At 51.2% G+C, this 18,941-nt stretch carries 20 protein-coding genes; 4 read left to right on the forward strand and 16 right to left on the reverse strand.

The features are described from left to right. From pilV to ACWKXX_RS20530, 15 genes are all read right to left on the reverse strand, one after another. On the reverse strand, window positions 1–966 hold a 966-nt coding region (gene pilV / locus ACWKXX_RS20460; RefSeq protein WP_454540849.1), incomplete at its 3' end, for a shufflon system plasmid conjugative transfer pilus tip adhesin PilV. Further along, on the reverse strand, window positions 963–1,637 hold the full coding sequence (locus ACWKXX_RS20465; protein WP_454540850.1) for a prepilin peptidase: 675 nt from the start codon (window positions 1,635–1,637) through the stop codon (window positions 963–965). The genes ACWKXX_RS20465 and pilV, both read right to left, overlap by 4 nt. After that, a complete protein-coding gene (locus tag ACWKXX_RS20470) occupies window positions 1,622–2,179 on the reverse strand; it encodes a lytic transglycosylase domain-containing protein (protein WP_454540851.1) in 558 nt (185 codons plus the stop codon). The genes ACWKXX_RS20465 and ACWKXX_RS20470 overlap by 16 nt, the downstream gene beginning before the upstream one ends. Window positions 2,180–2,188: 9 nt before the next feature. Continuing rightward, complete coding sequence (locus ACWKXX_RS20475; protein ID WP_172689567.1) at window positions 2,189–2,803, reverse strand: type 4 pilus major pilin; 615 nt, start codon at window positions 2,801–2,803, stop codon at window positions 2,189–2,191. 13 nt (window positions 2,804–2,816) lie between these two features. Continuing rightward, entirely contained in the window at window positions 2,817–3,911 is a 1,095-nt protein-coding gene (locus ACWKXX_RS20480) for a type II secretion system F family protein (protein WP_172689627.1), read from the reverse strand. Next, on the reverse strand, window positions 3,904–5,463 hold the full coding sequence (locus tag ACWKXX_RS20485) for an ATPase, T2SS/T4P/T4SS family (RefSeq protein ID WP_332942523.1): 1,560 nt from the start codon (window positions 5,461–5,463) through the stop codon (window positions 3,904–3,906). Before ACWKXX_RS20485 ends, ACWKXX_RS20480 begins: the two co-directional genes overlap by 8 nt. Window positions 5,464–5,465: 2 nt before the next feature. After that, window positions 5,466–5,981, reverse strand: a complete 516-nt coding sequence (gene pilP / locus ACWKXX_RS20490) for a type IV pilus biogenesis protein PilP (RefSeq protein ID WP_172689565.1) — start codon at window positions 5,979–5,981, stop codon at window positions 5,466–5,468. Further along, a complete protein-coding gene (gene pilO2 / locus ACWKXX_RS20495) occupies window positions 5,965–7,269 on the reverse strand; it encodes a type 4b pilus protein PilO2 (RefSeq protein WP_454540852.1) in 1,305 nt (434 codons plus the stop codon). The genes pilP and pilO2 overlap by 17 nt, the downstream gene beginning before the upstream one ends. A gap of 1 nt (window position 7,270) precedes the next feature. Continuing rightward, window positions 7,271–8,947: a PilN family type IVB pilus formation outer membrane protein gene (gene pilN, locus ACWKXX_RS20500; protein ID WP_048210024.1), complete on the reverse strand. Its 1,677-nt coding sequence runs from the start codon at window positions 8,945–8,947 to the stop codon at window positions 7,271–7,273. Between the two features lie 14 nt (window positions 8,948–8,961). Next, window positions 8,962–9,402: a type IV pilus biogenesis protein PilM gene (gene pilM / locus ACWKXX_RS20505; protein ID WP_454540853.1), complete on the reverse strand. Its 441-nt coding sequence runs from the start codon at window positions 9,400–9,402 to the stop codon at window positions 8,962–8,964. Continuing rightward, window positions 9,399–10,076, reverse strand: coding sequence for a TcpQ domain-containing protein (locus ACWKXX_RS20510; protein WP_332942522.1), 678 nt, complete (start codon window positions 10,074–10,076; stop codon window positions 9,399–9,401). The genes pilM and ACWKXX_RS20510 overlap by 4 nt, the downstream gene beginning before the upstream one ends. Window positions 10,077–10,551: 475 nt before the next feature. Further along, window positions 10,552–11,232, reverse strand: a complete 681-nt coding sequence (locus ACWKXX_RS20515; RefSeq protein WP_236901762.1) for a hypothetical protein — start codon at window positions 11,230–11,232, stop codon at window positions 10,552–10,554. Between the two features lie 237 nt (window positions 11,233–11,469). Then, window positions 11,470–11,979, reverse strand: coding sequence for a transcription termination/antitermination NusG family protein (locus ACWKXX_RS20520; protein WP_048210026.1), 510 nt, complete (start codon window positions 11,977–11,979; stop codon window positions 11,470–11,472). Between the two features lie 269 nt (window positions 11,980–12,248). After that, window positions 12,249–12,527, reverse strand: coding sequence for a helix-turn-helix transcriptional regulator (locus tag ACWKXX_RS20525; RefSeq protein ID WP_075262554.1), 279 nt, complete (start codon window positions 12,525–12,527; stop codon window positions 12,249–12,251). A 452-nt stretch (window positions 12,528–12,979) separates the two neighbouring features. Continuing rightward, the gene (locus ACWKXX_RS20530; protein WP_369794052.1) at window positions 12,980–13,666 is read right to left on the reverse strand and encodes a helix-turn-helix transcriptional regulator; all 687 of its coding nucleotides are present in this window, start codon (window positions 13,664–13,666) and stop codon (window positions 12,980–12,982) included. 759 nt (window positions 13,667–14,425) lie between these two features. Between ACWKXX_RS20530 and repA the strand changes: the two genes are divergently transcribed. The 4 genes from repA to ACWKXX_RS20550 all read left to right on the forward strand — a co-directional run bounded on the left by repA (window position 14,426) and on the right by ACWKXX_RS20550 (window position 18,504). Further along, window positions 14,426–15,292, forward strand: a complete 867-nt coding sequence (repA, locus tag ACWKXX_RS20535) for a plasmid replication initiator RepA (protein WP_454540854.1) — start codon at window positions 14,426–14,428, stop codon at window positions 15,290–15,292. Between the two features lie 1,167 nt (window positions 15,293–16,459). Further along, complete coding sequence (locus ACWKXX_RS20540; RefSeq protein WP_454540855.1) at window positions 16,460–17,077, forward strand: hypothetical protein; 618 nt, start codon at window positions 16,460–16,462, stop codon at window positions 17,075–17,077. Next, window positions 17,031–17,690 carry a DUF6710 family protein gene (locus tag ACWKXX_RS20545; protein WP_284950953.1) on the forward strand — a complete coding sequence of 220 codons (660 nt, stop codon included), beginning with the start codon at window positions 17,031–17,033 and terminating at the stop codon, window positions 17,688–17,690. Before ACWKXX_RS20540 ends, ACWKXX_RS20545 begins: the two co-directional genes overlap by 47 nt. A gap of 10 nt (window positions 17,691–17,700) precedes the next feature. Further along, entirely contained in the window at window positions 17,701–18,504 is an 804-nt protein-coding gene (locus tag ACWKXX_RS20550) for a DUF4225 domain-containing protein (protein ID WP_332942520.1), read from the forward strand. On the opposite strand, the gene ACWKXX_RS20555 is transcribed toward ACWKXX_RS20550, so the two are convergent. Then, window positions 18,479–18,808: a hypothetical protein gene (locus ACWKXX_RS20555; RefSeq protein ID WP_172689622.1), complete on the reverse strand. Its 330-nt coding sequence runs from the start codon at window positions 18,806–18,808 to the stop codon at window positions 18,479–18,481. The two genes, ACWKXX_RS20550 and ACWKXX_RS20555, sit on opposite strands and share 26 nt — an antisense overlap. Window positions 18,809–18,941 lie beyond the last annotated feature (133 nt).

Raw genomic sequence — 18,941 nt, forward strand, 5'->3', positions numbered from 1 at the left:
AAGTATGCCACCACTGGCATCACGACTTATCAGCCCGTTTGGGTAACATGCCATACCTGCAACGTTGACCTGACCCAGTTGCAAAACACCGCCAGCTGAAAGGTTGCCAGTAGCTTTCACTGTGGCACCTGATACCTCGTTTGTTGCCGAAATATTGCGCCCGGCGCTGACGTCGCTGTCAGCACGAACTGTGGCTCCTTTTACCTGCGCTCCCGCTGTAATATTCTGTGAAAAAATACCGTTTAAACCACTTACGTTCCCGCTGAATGTTCCGGTCTGTCCATTAATGGTACCGACACTGTTGAGGTTATTTCCCCCCATGTCGATTGCTGTGTGCATTTTATTAAGGTCAGGGCGGCCATTTACCTGAAAACGATATAACCTGTCGTTGTCCTCCTGGGCGCCAGACAACTCATCTGTTGAGAGAAGCACTGCAATGTGCCCGTTACCGGAGGTGGCTCCGTAGCTGCTTAGCAGAATTTTCCATGTCCGCAATGCACCGGTGGCGGTTTTACTGTCATCAATGTATCCCCCGAAGCCGGTTTTGATATCTCTTGAGATTAGCCTTAATGCTTTGGCCGGGTATACACTTCCGCCGCTGGATACCACCATGCCCTGCAGTAACTCTGTGTTTTGCCCGTTTCTGACCAGATAAGTGTTCATACGCTGGCCCTGGCTGTTTGTTTCGGTGAAACCGGACGGCAGGAAACCGGTATTTTTAAGCATGGCCGTGGTGATCACTGTTGGCGCGGTGGTACTGGTTGCGCTTAACAGCGTGGCGTAGTTACGACCGACGTATCCCCGTGCAGCTGCTGCATAGGTACTGATATGGGCGGCTTCAACCTGCCAGTTTTTTTCCTGTTGCCAATCTTTGTATTTAGTGAGCCCAAAGACGGCCATTGCCATCACAACTATGAGCGACAGAGCGACATCAAGATTCGCCCAGCCACGATCAATCTTTTTCATAGAATTGATATCCATACAGGTTGATACAGATGAGTTAGCTGGAAGACACTTCCGCTAAGACAAAGCCAGGGACCCAGTGGCCCCTCTTTTTTACCGGACAAATGCCAGGTTAACAGCCAAAGAACAAAGGCTGCTGTCCCAGCCAAAGTGACCAATGCTGCATCTTTTCCTCCTATCCATGCTGTCAGGCCTGTTATAAGCCATAAATCTCCTTGGCCAAGACGCTGAGCGCCCCGATTTATCAGGGCACTCAGCAATAACATCAAACAGCCTGTTATCGCGACCTCCAGCAGTTGCGTGAATATACCTTCAGCCGAAACGTCGGATGCTGCACCCCAGAGAAGTCCACCAAGTAACAGACGTACAGTGAAAGTGCGTGGCAAGTATCCACTGACTGCGTCGGTGATACCGGCCTGAAGCAGGAAAGCCATCATCGCTATGGTTGCAGCACGATCAGCAACAGGCGCCGGTGCTAGAGCTGCGAACATACCGAAAGTAGCGAAAAGCCATATCCCTGCCGTCAGAGGAGTTTTCCGATCCTTAACATCAAAAGTATTTCCCTCCAGAAAGTCGAGGACGCGCCACATCATACCTCTGCCCATGAGCGCAAACCCAAGTAGTAACGGCAGACTCCATGCTGTAGCCAGACTGGTGACTATGATGGTTCGCATATTCGCTTTCCTTTCACCTGCCGGCAGACTCGAAGACCTTTCAGCTCCAGATAGAACCCCCAGATACGGTTGGCATACTGTTCACGGGTTTCGTGCCGATCCTTACGGAATCCAGCGTTGTAAGACCCGAGACAATTCCAGGTCACACCACATACCTGAAAGTGTTTAGCCAAGATCCATGCCCCTATCTGAATGTTCAGACAGGGGCGCTTCAGCAGGTCTTCTGCACCCTGGATGACACCCATCCGGACGAGCTTCGGCACATGGGTTGAGTTAATTTGCATCAACCCATAATCCGTGCTGACCGGATTGCCCTTTTTATCCCGGTTGGTGTTTGTGACCCATGGACGGAACGAGGACTCCCCTTTGGCCACTGCCTTAAGCAGCAGTGGCTCGATCTGATATCGTGCACCGGCATTGTTAAAGCAGGCATCAAAGTTAGCAGGCGGGGAGTTCGGACTGGCCATCAGTGGGTCTGAGGAAAAGGACAAAATGAACAGGGTCATTGCCAGGCTGCAGGAGAGAATGCGTTCCCTCCTCATATCGTCTCCTTAGCTGTTGAGCGTGAAGATCAACTTGTTGGTACCGGTGCTCCCGTTGTCAGCCGTGCATTGTGCGCTGGCTTGCTCGGTAGTCACGATACCGTCACTGTGCGCCGTGGAGTTGACGGTGATGGCATCTGCAATTCTGGCGCGACTGAGCTGCGTGGCGAGTGAGACGCAGGCATTCTGAGGAACCATTTCGTAGGTCAGTGAGAACCCGTTGGAAAAACCTGAGACAGTTACAGGTGACAGTGTCACCGCTCCTCCCCATCCGTTGTACAGCGTGGCGCTGCCGGAAGAGGCCGTTCCTCGTACAGTCATAGTTTTTGGATAGGCCCCCATCTGAATTAGCGCGCCTACCATTTTAGCTCCGGAAGAGAAGGTATACCCGTCTCCCCCTTTAAGCATGTTTTGGGTGCTGGAGATAAGTGACTGGATGTTCGACGATTCCTTGCCCACACTGACGCTATTGCGCAAGAGGTAGTAACCACCGAAGACAGCAGCAATAACCACCATGACGATAAGCGCGATAGAACCTTGTTCCATAAACCCCCAGCCGCGGTGTGCAGTTACAGGTTTGGTCTGTTTTGTTACTTGAGAGACAGATTCAGTATTGTATTGCATGGTTTTTCCTCAATTAAAAAGCGCCCGACGAGTTGTTAAGGGCATAGATATCCATAACGACAAGGACCAGAAGCACAAGCATCATGATCATTGCCAAGAACATGAGTGCACGGACACTGACAGCTCGTTTTGCGACACGTACCAGGGTTTGCTCAAGCCAGCGCTGGCCGTAGTTAATGATGATTTCATCATCACCGTCACCCTGCAGAAGGGAGAGAAAGTTCGCCGCTTCCTGCGACGGGAAGTCATATCCGCAGTCTTTCAGGGCTAGTCCGAAATGTTTACCTTCACGGACGTGATCGGTAATCGCTTCGATACGCACAGATAGCCAGGGCGAGGCGGTTTCCTGCAGGATCTCCAGCGCATCTTTGGTTTTGACGCCAGACTGCAAAAGTGCACCGATGTTAAGCAGGAAGGTCGCACCCTGGATATCTTTGTAAACTGACCAAGGCATGACTCCGTCAAAAGACCGGCGAAGCCTATCGGGACGGTACCAGCGAGGGAGTGACCAGATTGTCCAGATAATCAACGCGGTGGCAGCAATGCCGGTTATTACGCCATATTCACTGAAAAACTCCGAGACACCGAAAAGAAAGCCGAGCGCACCGGTCCAGTTCTCTGGGGGGCTGAACTCTCTCAGCGTAGGAAGTAGCTCGGTATTCAGTACAAAGAGGGAACTGGCCATCATAATGGTGAAGCCAATCGGGTAAATAGCCATCTGCCATACCGCGGCGCGGATGCGCTTACCGGCACTGGTCAGGGCACACGCGTATCGCAGCGCGCGTGGAAGTGACTCACTGCGTATACCAGCGCTGATGACGGATGCTTCTGCGGGCGGTAGCCACCGGGAGAGCGTACGCTCCAGTGTTTTCTCCCCGCTGTTTTCCCTTAAGGCGTCAATACAGTCGTCCGTTAGCTCAGCGTAGGGGTGCCACTTCTGGCCGAAGTTCGTCCATGCATTGCGCATTTTCTCCAGTGAAGGCTTCAATTTCTGCCGGTTTTCAATCAGAAACCGAAGTGCATCATAGAACTGAACACGGTATTGACCGCTGAACGTCTTGCGAACCAGGTTATATCGGATTCGTTTCAGGAGGTGCATTTCACGCATCATCCACCTCCAGCCGTTCATCTTCATCAAGTGGAATGATACGGTTTGCCATCAACGGGTCGACTAATCCGTCGTTGATTTTATGCAGGACGTGCCGGACACGGCTGATCCCCTGCATGTTGTTTATCCAGAATTGGCGAGCCGCGACCTTGCCGTCAGTTTTCAGCAGCTTAAAAAGACGGTTATTGGTCTCGATAACCTCTGCAATGACGGTACGTCCCCTGATACCCTGACCGACTTTGCCACGAACCTGACCGTTTATCTCCACCACCTGTGTGCACGCTTCACACCCGGCAGGGTTATGGAAATAGAGCTTGTCGGTCGAACAGACGCCTTCAATATTGCAGTATTTCTCCAGCCAGTCCTTTTCCTCGCCACTCAGGGTTGCGACCTTATCCTCCCAGGATATACGACATTCCGGACATAGCGTGGGTACCAGACGCTGACTGATGAGCCCAATCAAAAGCTGGGCATCACACAACAGATTTTCGTTAACGCCGAGCGTAACCATACGCTCCGGGATGCCGAGTGCTGAGTTGGTGTGCAGGGTGGTCATTACCAGGTGTCCGGTCTGGGCGGCATAAATGGTGGCCAGCATCGATACAAGATCGCGCATTTCGCCCTCCATGATAGCGTCCGGATCCAGTCGCAGCGCTGACGAGATGGCTTTTCCCCAGGCGATACGTACTGCTTCTTCATCTGATTTGTCGCAGATGATCGGCGTCTGAACGGCACCTACGACCTGTCCCTCAAGCGGGTCTTCAATGGTAAGAAGGTGTTGCCCGGGGTTGGTATCGAGGTATACACGGCAGGCAGTACGCAGCGTGGTGGATTTACCAGAACCGGTAGGTCCCGAGAGAATTATCTTCCCTTCGGGGCGGTCAATCATGCGTTTCAGTAGCTTGATTTGATCGGGCAGATATCCCAGCTGCAGGAAGTCAGGTACGTTGTTGCCGTCATCCGGGATAAGGCGCATAACCGCAATCAGCCCATCACCAGTTGGACGATGACTGTAGCGGGCACCAAACAGGCCTATTTTCCGCATCATGGCCGGAGAGAGTCGTGCATCCTGTTCACGATGTGGGTAGAAACTGGTTTCTGATACATCCGACATGGAGAGAATGCAGGTAGCACAGAGGGACATACCTTCGTCTCGCTGACGTTCATCCACCACATGTAAATAGCCGTGGACCCTCATTTTGACCTGGAAGAGTGAATCTGAAATCAGGAAGTGAATATCTGAGGAGCCGAGCTTTCTGGCCACTGAGAAATAGTTCAGTATCCGTTGTTCACTGTGGCTGCTGTCTCCGCCCAGGTCTGCCAGCGTCAAACCTGCTTTATCGCTGGCCTGAGGTTGAGAAGCCTGCTTTTTCCGCGCCTCACGTAAGTCGGAGAGAGTGACAAACCGATGTTTGATCCCTGGATGCTTGTTCATTAAATCCATCAGTGCGGCCTGTACACCGGGATCGCCTCGCTGGTTGGTGTCGATGAGGATTTCTTTCTTATCTCCGTCATCAAACAGCAGGAGAGATTCTGCAGTAATAGCGCTCATGGTTAATCTCCGAAGGCAAGCAGCGTGCCATCGCTGAGTGTTACACCGGCAAGCGTAATACTCCTGACGGTACTCTCCATCCCTGGGATACGGTTCCCCGGTGATACAACCAGTGACTGTCCTGATGGCAGTTGCAGTGTGGCGCGGAGGTTTTTGTCCCGGCCGTTAATTTCCAGCACGACAGGGCGGTTATTCACGGCAACTGAGCGCGCAGGTTGACCGGGCAGTGAAGTATCGCCGACTATGGCACCGGGGAGGGCGGGGGCAGAGGTGGCGCCGCCAGATTGATTTTCCTCCAGCTGGCGCTGCAGTTGTGCCCCCTGAACTTCAGCCTGAAGAATGATGTTCCGGATATGCAGCTGTTCAAGCTGTCCTTTCGTCACCCCGGCTGCCTGGTTCCCGTCTGGCAGTGATACTTGCTGGTTAGTGGACTGAGAAGCCAGAGCGGGTAATGAACTGAATACTGGCAGCAGAAGCCAGATTGTCGCCTGTCGCAGAAAGTTATTTTGCTGACGCATAAATTTTACCTTCAGTGGTATAGCTGAACGCGCTTCCGTTCAGCTCGAATCTTAAACGCGTAAGTCGGATACCTGTTTCATCCAGACCATCGAATAAGATGATGGAGGGGAGGGCCGCGGAGAAACTAAACGCATATTCCTGCCAGTCCTGCACAGGAGGTGGTTCCCCGTTTGATCCCGGTAAGGTTGGAGGCATGACTACATCGGTAATGTTGAGTGTTAACTGCTGACGCTGGAACCAGGAGAGGATTCGTATGAGCTGCGATGAGCTGTCAGGCACGACTTCATCTCTGAGTGGCCTTTCTGGGGGCGGAAGTGTAATTCGGGCCTCCCGTCCCCCTTCCTTAAGATTGAATACCGGCGTGACGCCGAAGACCTCCTGACTGCGTGCCAGAAACCCTTCGACTGTGCCTCCGGGCATAATCTGGTACAAAAGAGTTATCCCATCAGGAGAACAGGTTCCGGACGCCAGTTTCCAGCTTTCCAGAACGTGTAGCGCTGGATCGGTTTTCCTCTGACAATCGTCGATCAATGCCTGAGCTGTGACTTCTCGTGCCCAGGGATGAGGTAAGACCTGAGGTTTTGCCTGACTGACGAACATTGCACGCGCCCTGGCCTGGATTTCTTCGGCGGAAAGCATCGGCTCCTCAGGTGGTGTCGCTGCATGCCACCATGCAATGGCACCGGCTCCCATCAGAGTTGCCGCGAATAACATCAACCATCGCTGTTTCTGCAGTCCATCGACATGCACACGGCATTGCTGTCGCCTGCGTACAGATAGTCCGTCAATCAGGCTGCTGGCATCCAGGGGATTGTCCAATGTAGCAAGACAGTCCCACCCTTCCACGGGCGGTTCGTTCATGCTCTGAAAAAGTGTCAGCAGTGATTCCATTTTGTCGGCGCCACCCGTTTTATCGGCTGTGACGGCAGGCAAACCATTAATGCTGGCCAGGAACACGAAATCGGTGCTGTTCAGTCGGTAAATACCGTAGCCATTTCGTGTTCCGGCACAGAACGCAAGTGCCAGCGAAAAAAGTTGATGACGGCGATGGCGGGCCGGCAATAGACCACTCCCCGCGACCAGTTGCTGCCTGTTCCGTCCATTTATCTGTCCAGTTGAGGTGTGAACGCCAACACCACCTGTTCTGGCATGCCGTGCTTTTTTCAGTTGAAAGGACGGGAGCCTGAATTTCTGTCTTTCCTTTGGGGCCCAGTCCATTCCCGCCAGCCAGTAACGGCTGCGGGATTTTCCATCCCGAATTGTAAACAGGTAAGCCTCATCATTCATTTCAGCCTCCGGAACTCTGCGGGAATGTCGGTGTGATCACGATGACCAGAGTGGTCCGCTCGTTTTTACCTGACTGACTCCCGCCCAGGAGCGGGTTCCCTGGCGTGAAGGTGCCGGATTTATTGACGGAGGTATTGTTCTGATCAAAACCTGTGAGGATCAGCGACTGCCCGGCGCGGAGATTTGCCTTCTGGCTAAGAGAGCGCAGTTTGGTATATGGCATCTCGATGTAAGAGTTACCGTCTTTTGACGTGAAGTTACGTATGGTCGGCGGATCTGACAGATTGAAGTTCACCTGCAGCTGAACATTACCCGTTTCCTGAATCAACGGCAGCAGGGTCATGTTGAAGCCGGTGGTAATCATCCCTGGAGTAAGAGTTGTGGTTGCGCCGACATCCGTGGTGGTAGTTGTAGCCGACTGTGCCACATAGACCGTCTGATCTGCCATCTGGATAGGCACGGGCGTCAGGTTAGTCACGGTACTGGACTGAGAGGTTACGACGCTGACATCGCCCTGTTCTGATAGAGCTTTCAGCAGCAGGCTTGAGCCAGCAAACTTCGCCGCATTACCGGTAGCTGTATCAAGAATGGACGCGCCGGCAGAAATGCCGCCAGTGAGATCCCCAGTAGCGTTGTTAAGGGTAGCGCCCGCGGTATGTAGCGACTTGTAGACCAGATTCCAGTCAATCCGGAAGTCTTCGTTTCGTGAGTTACCGACGCTCAGAACTTCAACATTCAGAGCAACCTGCCGGTTCATGATGAGATTCTGCTCGTTCACATAGCGTGCCACGGCTGCCTGTACAGACGGAGTGTCCGTTACGATCAGTGAGGAGCTGGACGAGGACAGCCAGTAGCGGCCTTTGTTCGGAGTCAGCATGGACTCCACAGCTTTGCGCAGGTCAGCATACAAATCGTATTCCTGGCCGGTGGTTGTGCTCTGTGATGTGGTGGATTCACCGGAGGCGGAGTTATCTGTGCCACTGGTGGCTCCCATACTGCTGGTTGTTCCTGAGCTGACGCTCGATGTGCTGGACGTTTTTGTGTTCAGCATGGCCAACGAATAGGTCCGGGTCTCCATCAGGTAAAACACGATGGTGCCATTATCCATCCGCCAATAGAGACCGCTACGGCTGGCCATCAGATCCAGAAGCCCACCCAAATCTCCCTGCCACATCAATCCGGTAAGGTTCAGGGGCTGGCTGGTTCCGCTTGTTTGCGGAGAGGTTACGCCCCCCAGGCTTGCCAGTGGTGTCCGACCGCTGTCATCGGGTGGTGGTAGTGAGCCACTCATCTGTCGCGTGACGCCGGTGCTGACGTTACTCTGGCTGATATCAATGGCATCAGGAGTAAAGATAACTGGTGTGCCGCACAGCGCGGTGATGCGTTGTGCCAGCTCCTGCAGCGTAATGTTGTTTTTTGCCTGGGTGATATTACAGGACGGAGCCTGACGGTTCCTTTCACGTACGGCTACAGGAATGGGGCTAGGGTTAATCCACTGCCGGTCCGTCCAGGTCAGTGGTTGTTGGTGTTGTGTTCGTGGCAGCTGCGCCTGCGCGCGGGCTACCGTGGCGTCAGATTGTGCCTTGGTCTGCATTTTGTTGATTTCAGAGAAGGTACAACCTGCGAGCATGGCAAAGCAGGACGCCATCAGCAGGCGCCGCAAAAGGGTTTTCTTCATGGGGAAAATCCGGATTAGTTGAGGTAAACCACGGCGCCTTCAGGAACGCCCTGTGGTGCCGTGAGTCCGGTGGCAAGACCGGAAAGCCAGATTAGCTGGCCACTTCTCATGGTGCCGATAAGTGCCGAACCGCGACTCTGTGCCCGTAACGCATCAACGAGTCCAGGTTGTTCCGGCATCCAGATCCACAATCTACTCTGAAGTAACCGGTACTGGATTCGACTGTCGGGGGGGAAGGGAAGACCCAACTGGTCGGCAGGGATGGTGCCGTCCTTTTGACCAGTCTTGTAACGCCAGTCATTAACACGGTTAGCGATGGTAAGAAACTGGGAAGCATAAAGCTGGCCGTTTTGCGTTTGTATTGCGGCCCGACTGCTCTGATTGCGTTGCGAATCTATATCACCGGCGATCAGGAAAAATATCATGCCGATGGCCAGTATGACCCAGCCCATCATCGACCTGCCGGCGTGTCATTGACCGATACCACGCACTGCATCCGGGAAGCTTCAGCATAAAGCGGCTTCTGTGCCGTCCGGTAAAGATCGAACATTTGGCCGAGCATAGTTTCAAATGAGCCGCGGAACGTCAGTGGCGCATCAAGCCGGTAATCCGTCACGGATACTGGCCATATAACCGTCCAGTGTGGCGAGGCACCAGATTCACAGCGGGTATCCTGTGCCCACTTCATCAGCATTTCTCGTAGAGTTGTTCCAGCCGGTGCCGTCCAGCTTTTGCCCTGAACCACAGGTGCGACTGGTTGCCCGATGACTTGCTGTGATTTCACCACCGCTATCGGTGTCTGCGCTGGTTTAGTCGTTACAGGGGCCGGACTGGCTTTAACCGTTGGCGGAGCTACGGGTTGGGCTTTATCCGGGCTGCTGAACGGGTTTCTCGGTGCGCCAGTTGCTTGAGTAGGAGTTGTGTGGTTTTCAGTGGACGGTGCAGGGGATGTTAACTGAACGGATTGCCCCTTTCGCTGCAGTGTGACGGCATGACGATTCCAGTCCACCTGCGCCTGAATTGATTGCTCGGCCAGCAAACGATTGAGCACCCTGGTCCACTGGTCATTGGTGTCGACCGAGACGATGCGGGTATTCAGGACAGGGCGCAGGGCATTTTCATAGTTCAATGCCCAGCCTGTCGGAATGATGCGTCTGACCCACTGTTCAAGGGTGAGACTTCGTGCTGGGGATAATGACAGAACAGCAACGGGACCAGGTGTGCCAATATACGTAAGTGCTGGCAATGATGTGTTCACTATTGGGACTGGTGATCCGGATTGCCTTGCTGAAGATGCCAGTATCGTAGGTTTCGGTAAGGGGGAGGTCTGTGGTGCCAACGCTGCGGTAGTCGGCTGTCGTACGGGAACAGGTGTTGCGGCCGGAGGTGCTACCCGCCGCTGTGTCTGTGTGATTATATCAGCGCTTTCGCTGATCTGACCGTCGACAAACACGAGCGCAGGTGTATCTGGTGCGACGTTTCGATTTTGAAATCCCGTACAGCTGCTTAATAGTGACGGTATTAACAGGGGCAGGGCAATTTTATGCACGCTGACGCCCCGGGAGAATGGGCGAAACTTCATGGTTTGTTCCTTTTGTTTTCGGTCAGTGAAGGTCTGGCCGCCAGAGATTACCGCTGCCGACACCTTCGCGATCTCCCCATGCTCCCCAGGCGGATTCCGGCAGGGTGCTATGTCCGATATAGAGAGTGCGTAAAGTGGCTTTAGACAGCGAGGTGTCACGGCCTCGAACAACAGAGAAACGATCGAGATAGAAAGACTTTTCCACTTCATCGTCCTCATTTTGCTTCAGCAGGAGTTGAAATGTGACAGGTGAAGTCATTGAGCCTGTTGCGGTAAATGCTTCTTCCATACGTGTGAGTTGCAGGATGTGGTTTTTTCGAGTGCGTTGACGCTCCATGATTTCGGTAACAACCTGTTCTGGCCAGGGGCAAAGGCAGTGTTTCCACCCGAGTCCGAGAAGTGAATTCAGGACAGCCCGAAACCGAAAAAGATCACAGTTTCCGGTTGATACAGAATTGGTCCATAGTGCAGTCAGTACGGCATCGATGGGGCGGTTTTTTTCGGTATCAAGTAATTGCCGGATAGTCATAAATTCACTACCCATTCCTTTGAACGTAGGTATTCTTCGTGCCCCGCCTAGCCATTCAGTGATGAATTTTCGTTTGCCACGTTCTGAGGTTATGTGGTGGTTTTCGACTGCCGTGCGTAAGGCAACGAGAATGCACCACAAGAGATGGCTGACCTGTTCCTGGGTGGATTGCATGGTATGTCTCTCTATGGTTCAGTTTCTGGCAATGACGTCTGTACCTTCATTCCGCCAGAATGAAGGAAGCCTGAGTGCAGGCCGGTTATAGGAACAGAGGATGTTCATCGGGCAGGACCAGCCCAGACGTCATTGCCAGAAAAAGGAGGAAAAAAAGCCCCCATAAAAAGGGGGAACTAAAGGAAAGGGATGAAAACTGGTTATGGCCAGCAAAAGAGGCTTCGGTCTAAGTACATCTCAAAATCCCCATGCATTAGCATGGGTAATCATATCGAACAACATTGCTGTCCGGGATATGGGGTGTTCAATTTTTTCCAGCTGAGTTAAACGTTTGTACTGACTTTTCGTTAGCCAGATATCTGATGCAGCTTCGAGTTCAGCTCTGGCCGCTGGATGGTGAGTAGGGTCGGGGTATTTTTTCATTAATGCTTCAACCACTCTTGTATTAACGGGAGTGATTTGACTGCCGAACTTCACAAAATCGCAAAACGCTGAATGCGCCCGAATGGTATCAATTTTTTGGAATTCGAAATTGGCTTTAAGGAAGAAATATCCTGGAAATACAGCAGAGACCCTTTTTCTGAAAACATGCGGTGCATCCGCACGTCGTATTTGAGTTAAGGATAATGGCGTCCAAGGAGTAACTCTCCGGTCGTGAAGCCAGTCAAATAAATTCTCGCGGTTTTTGCCCCCCGTAATATAGAGAGCAAGATACCATTGTTGGTTACATACAGTCTCAATATTCATTTTTTGAACGCTTCGCGCAGAATTGATCCATAGCGGGATAATTCAAAGTTCAACGGGGTCGAACATACTCAAACATGATAACAAAACAGTCTTACGAACAAACACTTAAGTCTGAATGCTGTTATTGGGAAGCTCTCATGCCTCAGGATGCTCTTGTAGATTAGACCCTTAAGTAAAATTGGCGGCAATACTTAAGGATCTGTGCGTATTTTTGTATCACTTCAAAATGATGTAAAGTGTAAATAGTCCAAATCCTAAAATTGCACCCGTTAGGGTGCAATTTTTGATTGATTTGTGATCATCAATGAAATCATGAAAAAGTAAGAGCGTGACAATATAACTGCACGCATTGCATCGTTACTTTTTAAGTTCAGCGCCTTAGTACTTCGCTTTAGATGTGAGCGAACTGTCTCAACAGAGATATTGCAAATGTCAGCGATGGTTTCATATGCATTACCGTGAGCATACAGAGTAACGATTTCTAACTGTTTTCTGGAAAGCTCAGGAAATACGCTATGCAGGGCGTTAATAGTGTTGTCATTAATCATCGTTAAGTCCCCTAGCAAATCTATACGTAGTAAATTTACGCGTAATATGCATCTCCCTTAATGGGGAGAAACCCCATGGAACTTGTCGCGACATCTGGTATGGGCGAAGGAGTTCTGATAAGGGTGAGCTTTTGCAGCGAGGCCTATAAAGCCAGGTTCATTTGCTAAGGGGGATGTAGAGGTTTTTGATAGGTTCTTGCACATCATAGATGATGCTCCCGTGTAGTTGCTATGTCGGCTACCAAGGAGTTCTCACGCTCTGGTGGCAGCCCAGGCAGGGGTGAGAAACCGGCCTACACGGTACCGGCCAACCTTACGGTTGCCCTACCTGAACCGCCATTAAGAAGATGTGCTGGTTCAGTACACAAAAAAACACGCATGTGCGTGTCTGTGTGCACGTGTAGATGCGGGTTCTCACGCCCGATCACAGGATTTACTGTGACATTTGAAGACTACTGTCTGCTTCGTGATGAGTCAACTAGATACGCATCAGGAGCAGCTCTGAATAGTCGAAACCGCGGCTTTAAGAAGCGAGGGGGAACATATGCATCCCAGTTATTCTTTTTGCAAAAGTCTAAAAGCTCGGATCCAGACGAGGTTCCGGTTTTCTGCAGGCATCGGCTGATTCTGTGTTCTACCGCTTTAAGAGAGGTTCCTAATATCCGAGACATCATTTTCCTGCTGTATTTTAGAGAGATTAAGAAGATAGCTTCCCATTCAGCATTAGTGAAAATCTCGGACGGTACCCTGTATACCAACGATTTTGGAACGTCTCCCGATAGCAAGCTGTCTGGTCCAAAAATATCAACAGGCCTAACTTGAAGCATAGTTCCTGAGCAGATCCCATCATCGTCGTAATAGGGGCGGGATTCGAAGCAGAGAGCATGTATAGAGTTGCTCTCACCTATTGGATGCGTAACGATTGAAGAAAACTTATCTTCATGTTCCATAACGAGTTCCTCCTGCTTATGTATCCGCTGCGAGAGGTAAGCTAAGGAGGTAGGGAGTTGGTCTAATGTTTTTCCTACAATTGGATAATCGTTGGGGAGTTTCAATAATCGAAGAAAAGCCTGGTTTACCGCTACATACTGCAGATTGCCGTTCTTGATTGTCATAGGTTCTCTGCTGTTGGATATCAGGTTTAAGACCTGAGGAGCGAGTTGGAACTTTTTTTTGAAGAAACGAGTTTAGACATCATCCACTAATAGCCGTATGTATTTGAAATTTAGAGGTATATTTTGTGTGTTGATGTACTATATCATGTAAGCCATCACTTAACTGGATTTGATCTGCGATCATAATATTAGTTAATGATGCTTTTAAGTGTCTGATTGTATGCTACGATACTATAATTCGTAGGTGCTATCTGTAAATCAGGAGGAGTTATGGCACATCCGATACATTGCACGAAAGTCGCTGGTATCACGGAGTTCAAAAGGGATCCGTTAGGGACTGTCGAGTCAGCAGAGGGTGATGCTATTGCTATTCTGAACCGTAGCGCGCCGGCGTTTTATCTTGTACCACTTGAGCTTTTCGAAAGCTTAAAACGAGACGCAGAGGCGCATCGCTCCAGAGGTGATGTTTGATCCTGCTGCCGGAGAGATCCTAAAAATTGATCCAGCATTGTTGTGGTGATAAAGTCGGAGAACTTATTGTTCTAAATGAATTAATTAGGTTGTCACGCCGAAGAAGGTGGCAGGTTCTGGGTGGTTAGTTAGTAAAGCCCAGAAAAGCAAAAACCCCGATAATCTTAGATACTTGGCGGCATCGCGAGATTAACGGGGTCCTTAACAAATCATGCAGAAGTTGTTGCTTCTGTATGGGAGTATAACCCGTGCGCGAAAAAAGACAAGAGATTCCGTGCTTACTCCTTCTGTGCAACATAAGCGCAGGAAGTGGTGAGTAAGCAGAAATCTGAAGCCACTACACTTTACCGTCAGGTAAAAAACCCGAATCCAGAATTCATTCCTGAAAAGGGAAAGAAAACCCTACCGTTCTGTGAAAAAATTCGCGAGAAAGCAGTTGGCTTCACTGAGCGTGCAGAGTTTCAGGCACTGGTTGCTATGCTGATCGCCCGTGGTGAGCGCAAAAAGCGCCCGCCAGTGTTACGCATTCGGGCTCTGGAAGCTGCTGTTCAGGCAATGTGCCATTATTTTAATCCCCTGGCTAATCGCGTTGGTTCATCGCTCACTACGATGAGTATTCGCTGCGGACTGGCCACGGAAAAAAAACGTCTGTCGATCACCCGTCTGACGGGCGCCCTGAAGTTTCTCGCCCAGCTGAACCTCATTACCTATAACACCGAATACGATAAAGAAATTGGCTGCAACATTCCCACTGATATCACCTTCACCCCGTTGATGTGGCAGGTGCTGGGGGTATCTGAAGAAGCCGTTGCTGCTGCGCGTCGCAGCCGTATCGAGTGGGAGAATAAACAGCGTGAGAAGAAAGGTCTGCCACGCGCCGGTGCTGATGAACTTATCAGTGCGGCCTGGTCATTCGTTCGTGAACGCTTCCGTCAGTACCATAAGTCTCGTTATGAACACGGCATGAAACGGCACAGAGCGCGTAAGGATGCTCCTCGAACACGCAAAGAGATCGAGGAGCTGGTTCGGCTGCAGATCCAGAAAGAAATCAGGAAGGGCCGTTTCTTCGGCAGTCTTGATGCGGTGCGCGCGGAGATAGAACGTCGCGTCACGGATCGAATGAAGCTCTCGCGTGGCCATTATGCTCGACTCGGTGATGCATTACTGGTCACAACCTGACGCCTGCTAATACAGCCTCCATGACCTGGTGCCCTGGCACCGATCTACGCCTGCCCGCTTTTCGGCATTTATTGCCGTTTTCACCTGATCCAGTCCCTGTTTCCGCCCACCGGTTGGCACCGGAATGACAAACACGCCCAGCCGACATCGGTGTGAATTAACTTAACTAAAATCCGAACGTTGTTGACCACACATTTCTGTGACCGCTCGCCCAAAGTTTCACCACTTTTCTTTGCTCTTCTAGTTATCCACACAAACTACAAGAGGGTTTCTCTTCAATCCACTGGAAGGATAGCGTTCAAACCACTAAATGGAATTTTTACAAACCACGATGTTCCTTTTAAACCCCCGATCTACTTTCTTTTAAACTTCAGTTATTACTTACTTTTAAAAATAAAACCTATTCGACACCTGTCCTGTGGACATGTGTATAACGCCCGCCCTTGCAGCGGACGTTGTCCGCGCCGGTTCGGTTCAGGCGCTCTGCGCCTGGAGCTAGCACCCGCCAAAAATGGCGGGCAGGGTGCAATAAGTTACAAAGTGCCAATGGCCGACCATCGATCTCCTGTATCCTCAGCTCCGCACATAAACCCACCACTGAAAAGCGCAGCCACCCGGCCCAAAGGGCCGGAAGACATCGCTTTTAATGATGGATGTTGTAACTAGGATCTGAGTCGCTTAAATACATTCTGCTGCCAAGTTCTGTGTAACACGCCCGTAAGCGGTCCTACAGGCCCGCTAACGCGGAGATACGCCCCGACTGCGGCTACGCCTTGTCGTGACCACTCCGACGGCGCACATCGAATTCTGTGAACGCTGAAAGCGGGTTATGGCTTAGCAGGGGGAAGGGATGGATTGGTGGGACCTATCAATAATGTAACCGGCTTCGCCGGGTTACGGCGCCATTTACGAAAGTGCAATATTTAGTTCATGAGGGCGCCTTCATGCGCCTGCGGCGCATTTTCTGAATGCCTGCGCGCTGCTCGGCCTTCTAACATCAGAATCTGCCAGCTGCGTTACCGGCTTTGCCGGGTGACGGCGCCACTGACCTTCATTTTCATAGTTAACATCTGCTGGCGCCTCCATGTAGCCAGGCGGCATAATTATTCTACGTTTATGATCAATGAGATCCTCATCCTCAATACTGTCTGACTGGAGGTACCAGTAATGCAGCTTTTCCACGGAACAAGACAGCGGTTTGATGAGTTTGATGTGGCATACAAGGGAACTGGTGAGTCCGGTAACATCGATGCCTGCTGGTTTACGGATAATTTTAAAGGAGCCAGCAATCATGCGTTATTCAAAAACAGAAATCCCGGACAGCCACTGGTTTGCCGGTGTGAACTGAACTCCGGGGCGATTATCGCTAATCACCGGCTGCCGCTCGCAGAGCAGCCCGATATCGCGGCACGTCTGAGAGATGGACTTCCTATCAGCATCAGTAGCCAACTCAGTAAAGGCTGGGACTGGCATGCCCTGCGCGAGCCTCATTACAGCACTTACAAAGGGCGTATGTTTTATGTGGGTAACAGGCATGTGGATTCAGATGAAATGATCCGCCTGTACCTGAATTGTGGTATCCAGGGCATTTATGACTGGGAAGGTATATTTACGGACAGCTATCTTCACGGTACAACTACCGTGATATTTGATACCAGTGCAGTGGGGATTATTGACAAAATCGAATACGGATCTGACGACTGGCATAGCTGGCTGAGTGAACACCGGGAGAAGAATTGTGTTCTGGAAAGGGAACAGGAAGTGCAGCAGGCTCACCACGGCTAAGAATAATTTTGAACATCTGCTGTCGGTTGCGTCTTCGCTTCCGGTCCAGGCTTTGCCGGATTTGATTCGCGCTATGGTCCGCCCTTTGCAGAGTGATTTCCTGCTCGCGGTGGCAGAAGAAGGAACCGATGCCCGTCCGGATTTGACACCCGGGGCATTTTTCTTTAATGCCATCACAGAGGTTCAGGACTATAGCCGTATGAAGGCGGGAGAAGTTAATCCAGAAGATTACCCGCTTTCTCTGGCCAGTGATATGGTTCTTCCCTGGCCGTGGAGTCTTTCCCGTTATATCGATAATGTGTCCCGGATTGGTACGGCAAAAGGAAGAGTATGGCAGCAGGATCGTACTAATCATTATGTTGAACTCTGGCTGCCCTGGCGCATTGGTTTTGTTCGGGGAGGTAATCACTCCATCACGGCCGGTATTCTGGCGGGGGAAGGAACGTTAATCCCTGAACACGTGTGGGATATGTCTTTTCTTTTTGAGCGAATAAATACCGACGGGCTCCACTGGTATGTTGACGGTAAGAAAACTGAAGACGTGAAGTCCTGGCGCGCAGCTGCAATATTTGAGACAGGCAGGCTAATGGCTTCTTGTCCTGACGACAGATAAGGAATATGTAATGGATATCGCGCTTTTTCCCGGGCAGAGCCAGCGTCAGTGGGCTGATACAATGATCAATCTGGAAGCCCGAAAGCTTGTGAATACCGCAAATACCGTCGCGGCCATGCACCTCAGTGATTCACTGACTCGTCTGAAATTCGTGGATGAAATAAGACAGGTTGTCATGCAACAGTTTGACGCGGCGAGAAGAGCAAGGAGCGATGAAGAATGCATTGCCTGCCTGAAGAACCTCAGGGCTGAGAATGAGTTCCTGCTTGAACAGTCGCGCATGCTGAAAACCGGTTATGCCCGAATCTACGCTGAAATTCAGTATGTAACAGAGCAGAATAAAATTGTCGGATACTTCATATCCGGGATTAAGGTCGTTCTCGCCGGCGTTCAGGCCGTGTTTGGCGGTGTTATGATCGCAACGATGACGCCTGCTGGTATGCTTGCCGGTGCCGTTCTGGTCGGTGATGCCCTTAATACGGTATCACGGGAGGCAGCCCGTCAGTTCCTGAATGAACCTGCTTCAGAGGGGATCCTTGCGGACGGCGCCATGTCCGTAGCGGAGTTTATGGGCTTCAGCCGCGATGTCGGCCTGGGGATCTTTAATGCAACCACGCTTGCAGCCAGCGTTTATGGTGTGTTTGGTCTGACCGGGAAAGCTGAGGCCTGGCGTCTTTTCCGTTATCTTCCCGGAGACTATTACCGCAAGGTGGAAACCATGTCTCCGGGCAAACTGACGATGAAGGTTCTGGGATGGGGGGTCGGTGCAAAGGTAGTACTTGAACTCCTTACCCGTGATGACCGGAGTCGCTGATATGAGATCTCATCAGCTTCCATGATTTATAGCCAAGTCTGACCGGCATCACCAGAAGCAGCACAATCAGGAGAAAGACGACGGCAACCACGCAGGATATAAGATGGCTGGCGCTGCCAAAGAACGCGGTGAGCAGGGTGATGATGGCCATCCCGCCGGTGATCCAGGCTACCGACAGGAAATAGCCGGCCAGATCTTTCAGAACCTTATCCAGCGAGTCCCCCGTCGCCTGGTGACGTTTGATTCGCTCGATATCCTTACTGGTGAATCCTGCTGCGATAAGTTCCTGGTTTTTCACTGTCATTCACGTCTCCTTTAACCTGATAAAAAGAATACACTATTTAGACGTCCCGTACCTTCCTGCTTTTGTCTCCCCTGTCCGGATCGTTGTCCGTTGCCGTTAAACAATCCATGCTTCTCATTTTTCCTATACTTAC

The organism is Enterobacter sp. UPMP2061 (assembly GCF_053709615.1).

Coding starts and splice junctions, on each gene's coding strand:
- pilN (WP_048210024.1), bottom strand. CDS start 8,947: ATGAAGAAAACCCTTTTGCGGCGCCTGCTGATGGCGTCCTGCTTTGCC.
- ACWKXX_RS20485 (WP_332942523.1), bottom strand. CDS start 5,463: ATGAGCGCTATTACTGCAGAATCTCTCCTGCTGTTTGATGACGGAGAT.
- ACWKXX_RS20470 (WP_454540851.1), bottom strand. CDS start 2,179: ATGAGGAGGGAACGCATTCTCTCCTGCAGCCTGGCAATGACCCTGTTC.
- ACWKXX_RS20480 (WP_172689627.1), bottom strand. CDS start 3,911: ATGCGTGAAATGCACCTCCTGAAACGAATCCGATATAACCTGGTTCGC.
- ACWKXX_RS20550 (WP_332942520.1), top strand. CDS start 17,701: ATGGATATCGCGCTTTTTCCCGGGCAGAGCCAGCGTCAGTGGGCTGAT.
- ACWKXX_RS20520 (WP_048210026.1), bottom strand. CDS start 11,979: ATGAATATTGAGACTGTATGTAACCAACAATGGTATCTTGCTCTCTAT.
- pilO2 (WP_454540852.1), bottom strand. CDS start 7,269: ATGAATGATGAGGCTTACCTGTTTACAATTCGGGATGGAAAATCCCGC.
- pilM (WP_454540853.1), bottom strand. CDS start 9,402: ATGATGGGCTGGGTCATACTGGCCATCGGCATGATATTTTTCCTGATC.
- ACWKXX_RS20515 (WP_236901762.1), bottom strand. CDS start 11,232: ATGCAATCCACCCAGGAACAGGTCAGCCATCTCTTGTGGTGCATTCTC.
- ACWKXX_RS20465 (WP_454540850.1), bottom strand. CDS start 1,637: ATGCGAACCATCATAGTCACCAGTCTGGCTACAGCATGGAGTCTGCCG.
- ACWKXX_RS20475 (WP_172689567.1), bottom strand. CDS start 2,803: ATGCAATACAATACTGAATCTGTCTCTCAAGTAACAAAACAGACCAAA.
- ACWKXX_RS20555 (WP_172689622.1), bottom strand. CDS start 18,808: ATGACAGTGAAAAACCAGGAACTTATCGCAGCAGGATTCACCAGTAAG.
- ACWKXX_RS20525 (WP_075262554.1), bottom strand. CDS start 12,527: ATGATTAATGACAACACTATTAACGCCCTGCATAGCGTATTTCCTGAG.
- pilP (WP_172689565.1), bottom strand. CDS start 5,981: ATGCGTCAGCAAAATAACTTTCTGCGACAGGCGACAATCTGGCTTCTG.
- ACWKXX_RS20540 (WP_454540855.1), top strand. CDS start 16,460: ATGCAGCTTTTCCACGGAACAAGACAGCGGTTTGATGAGTTTGATGTG.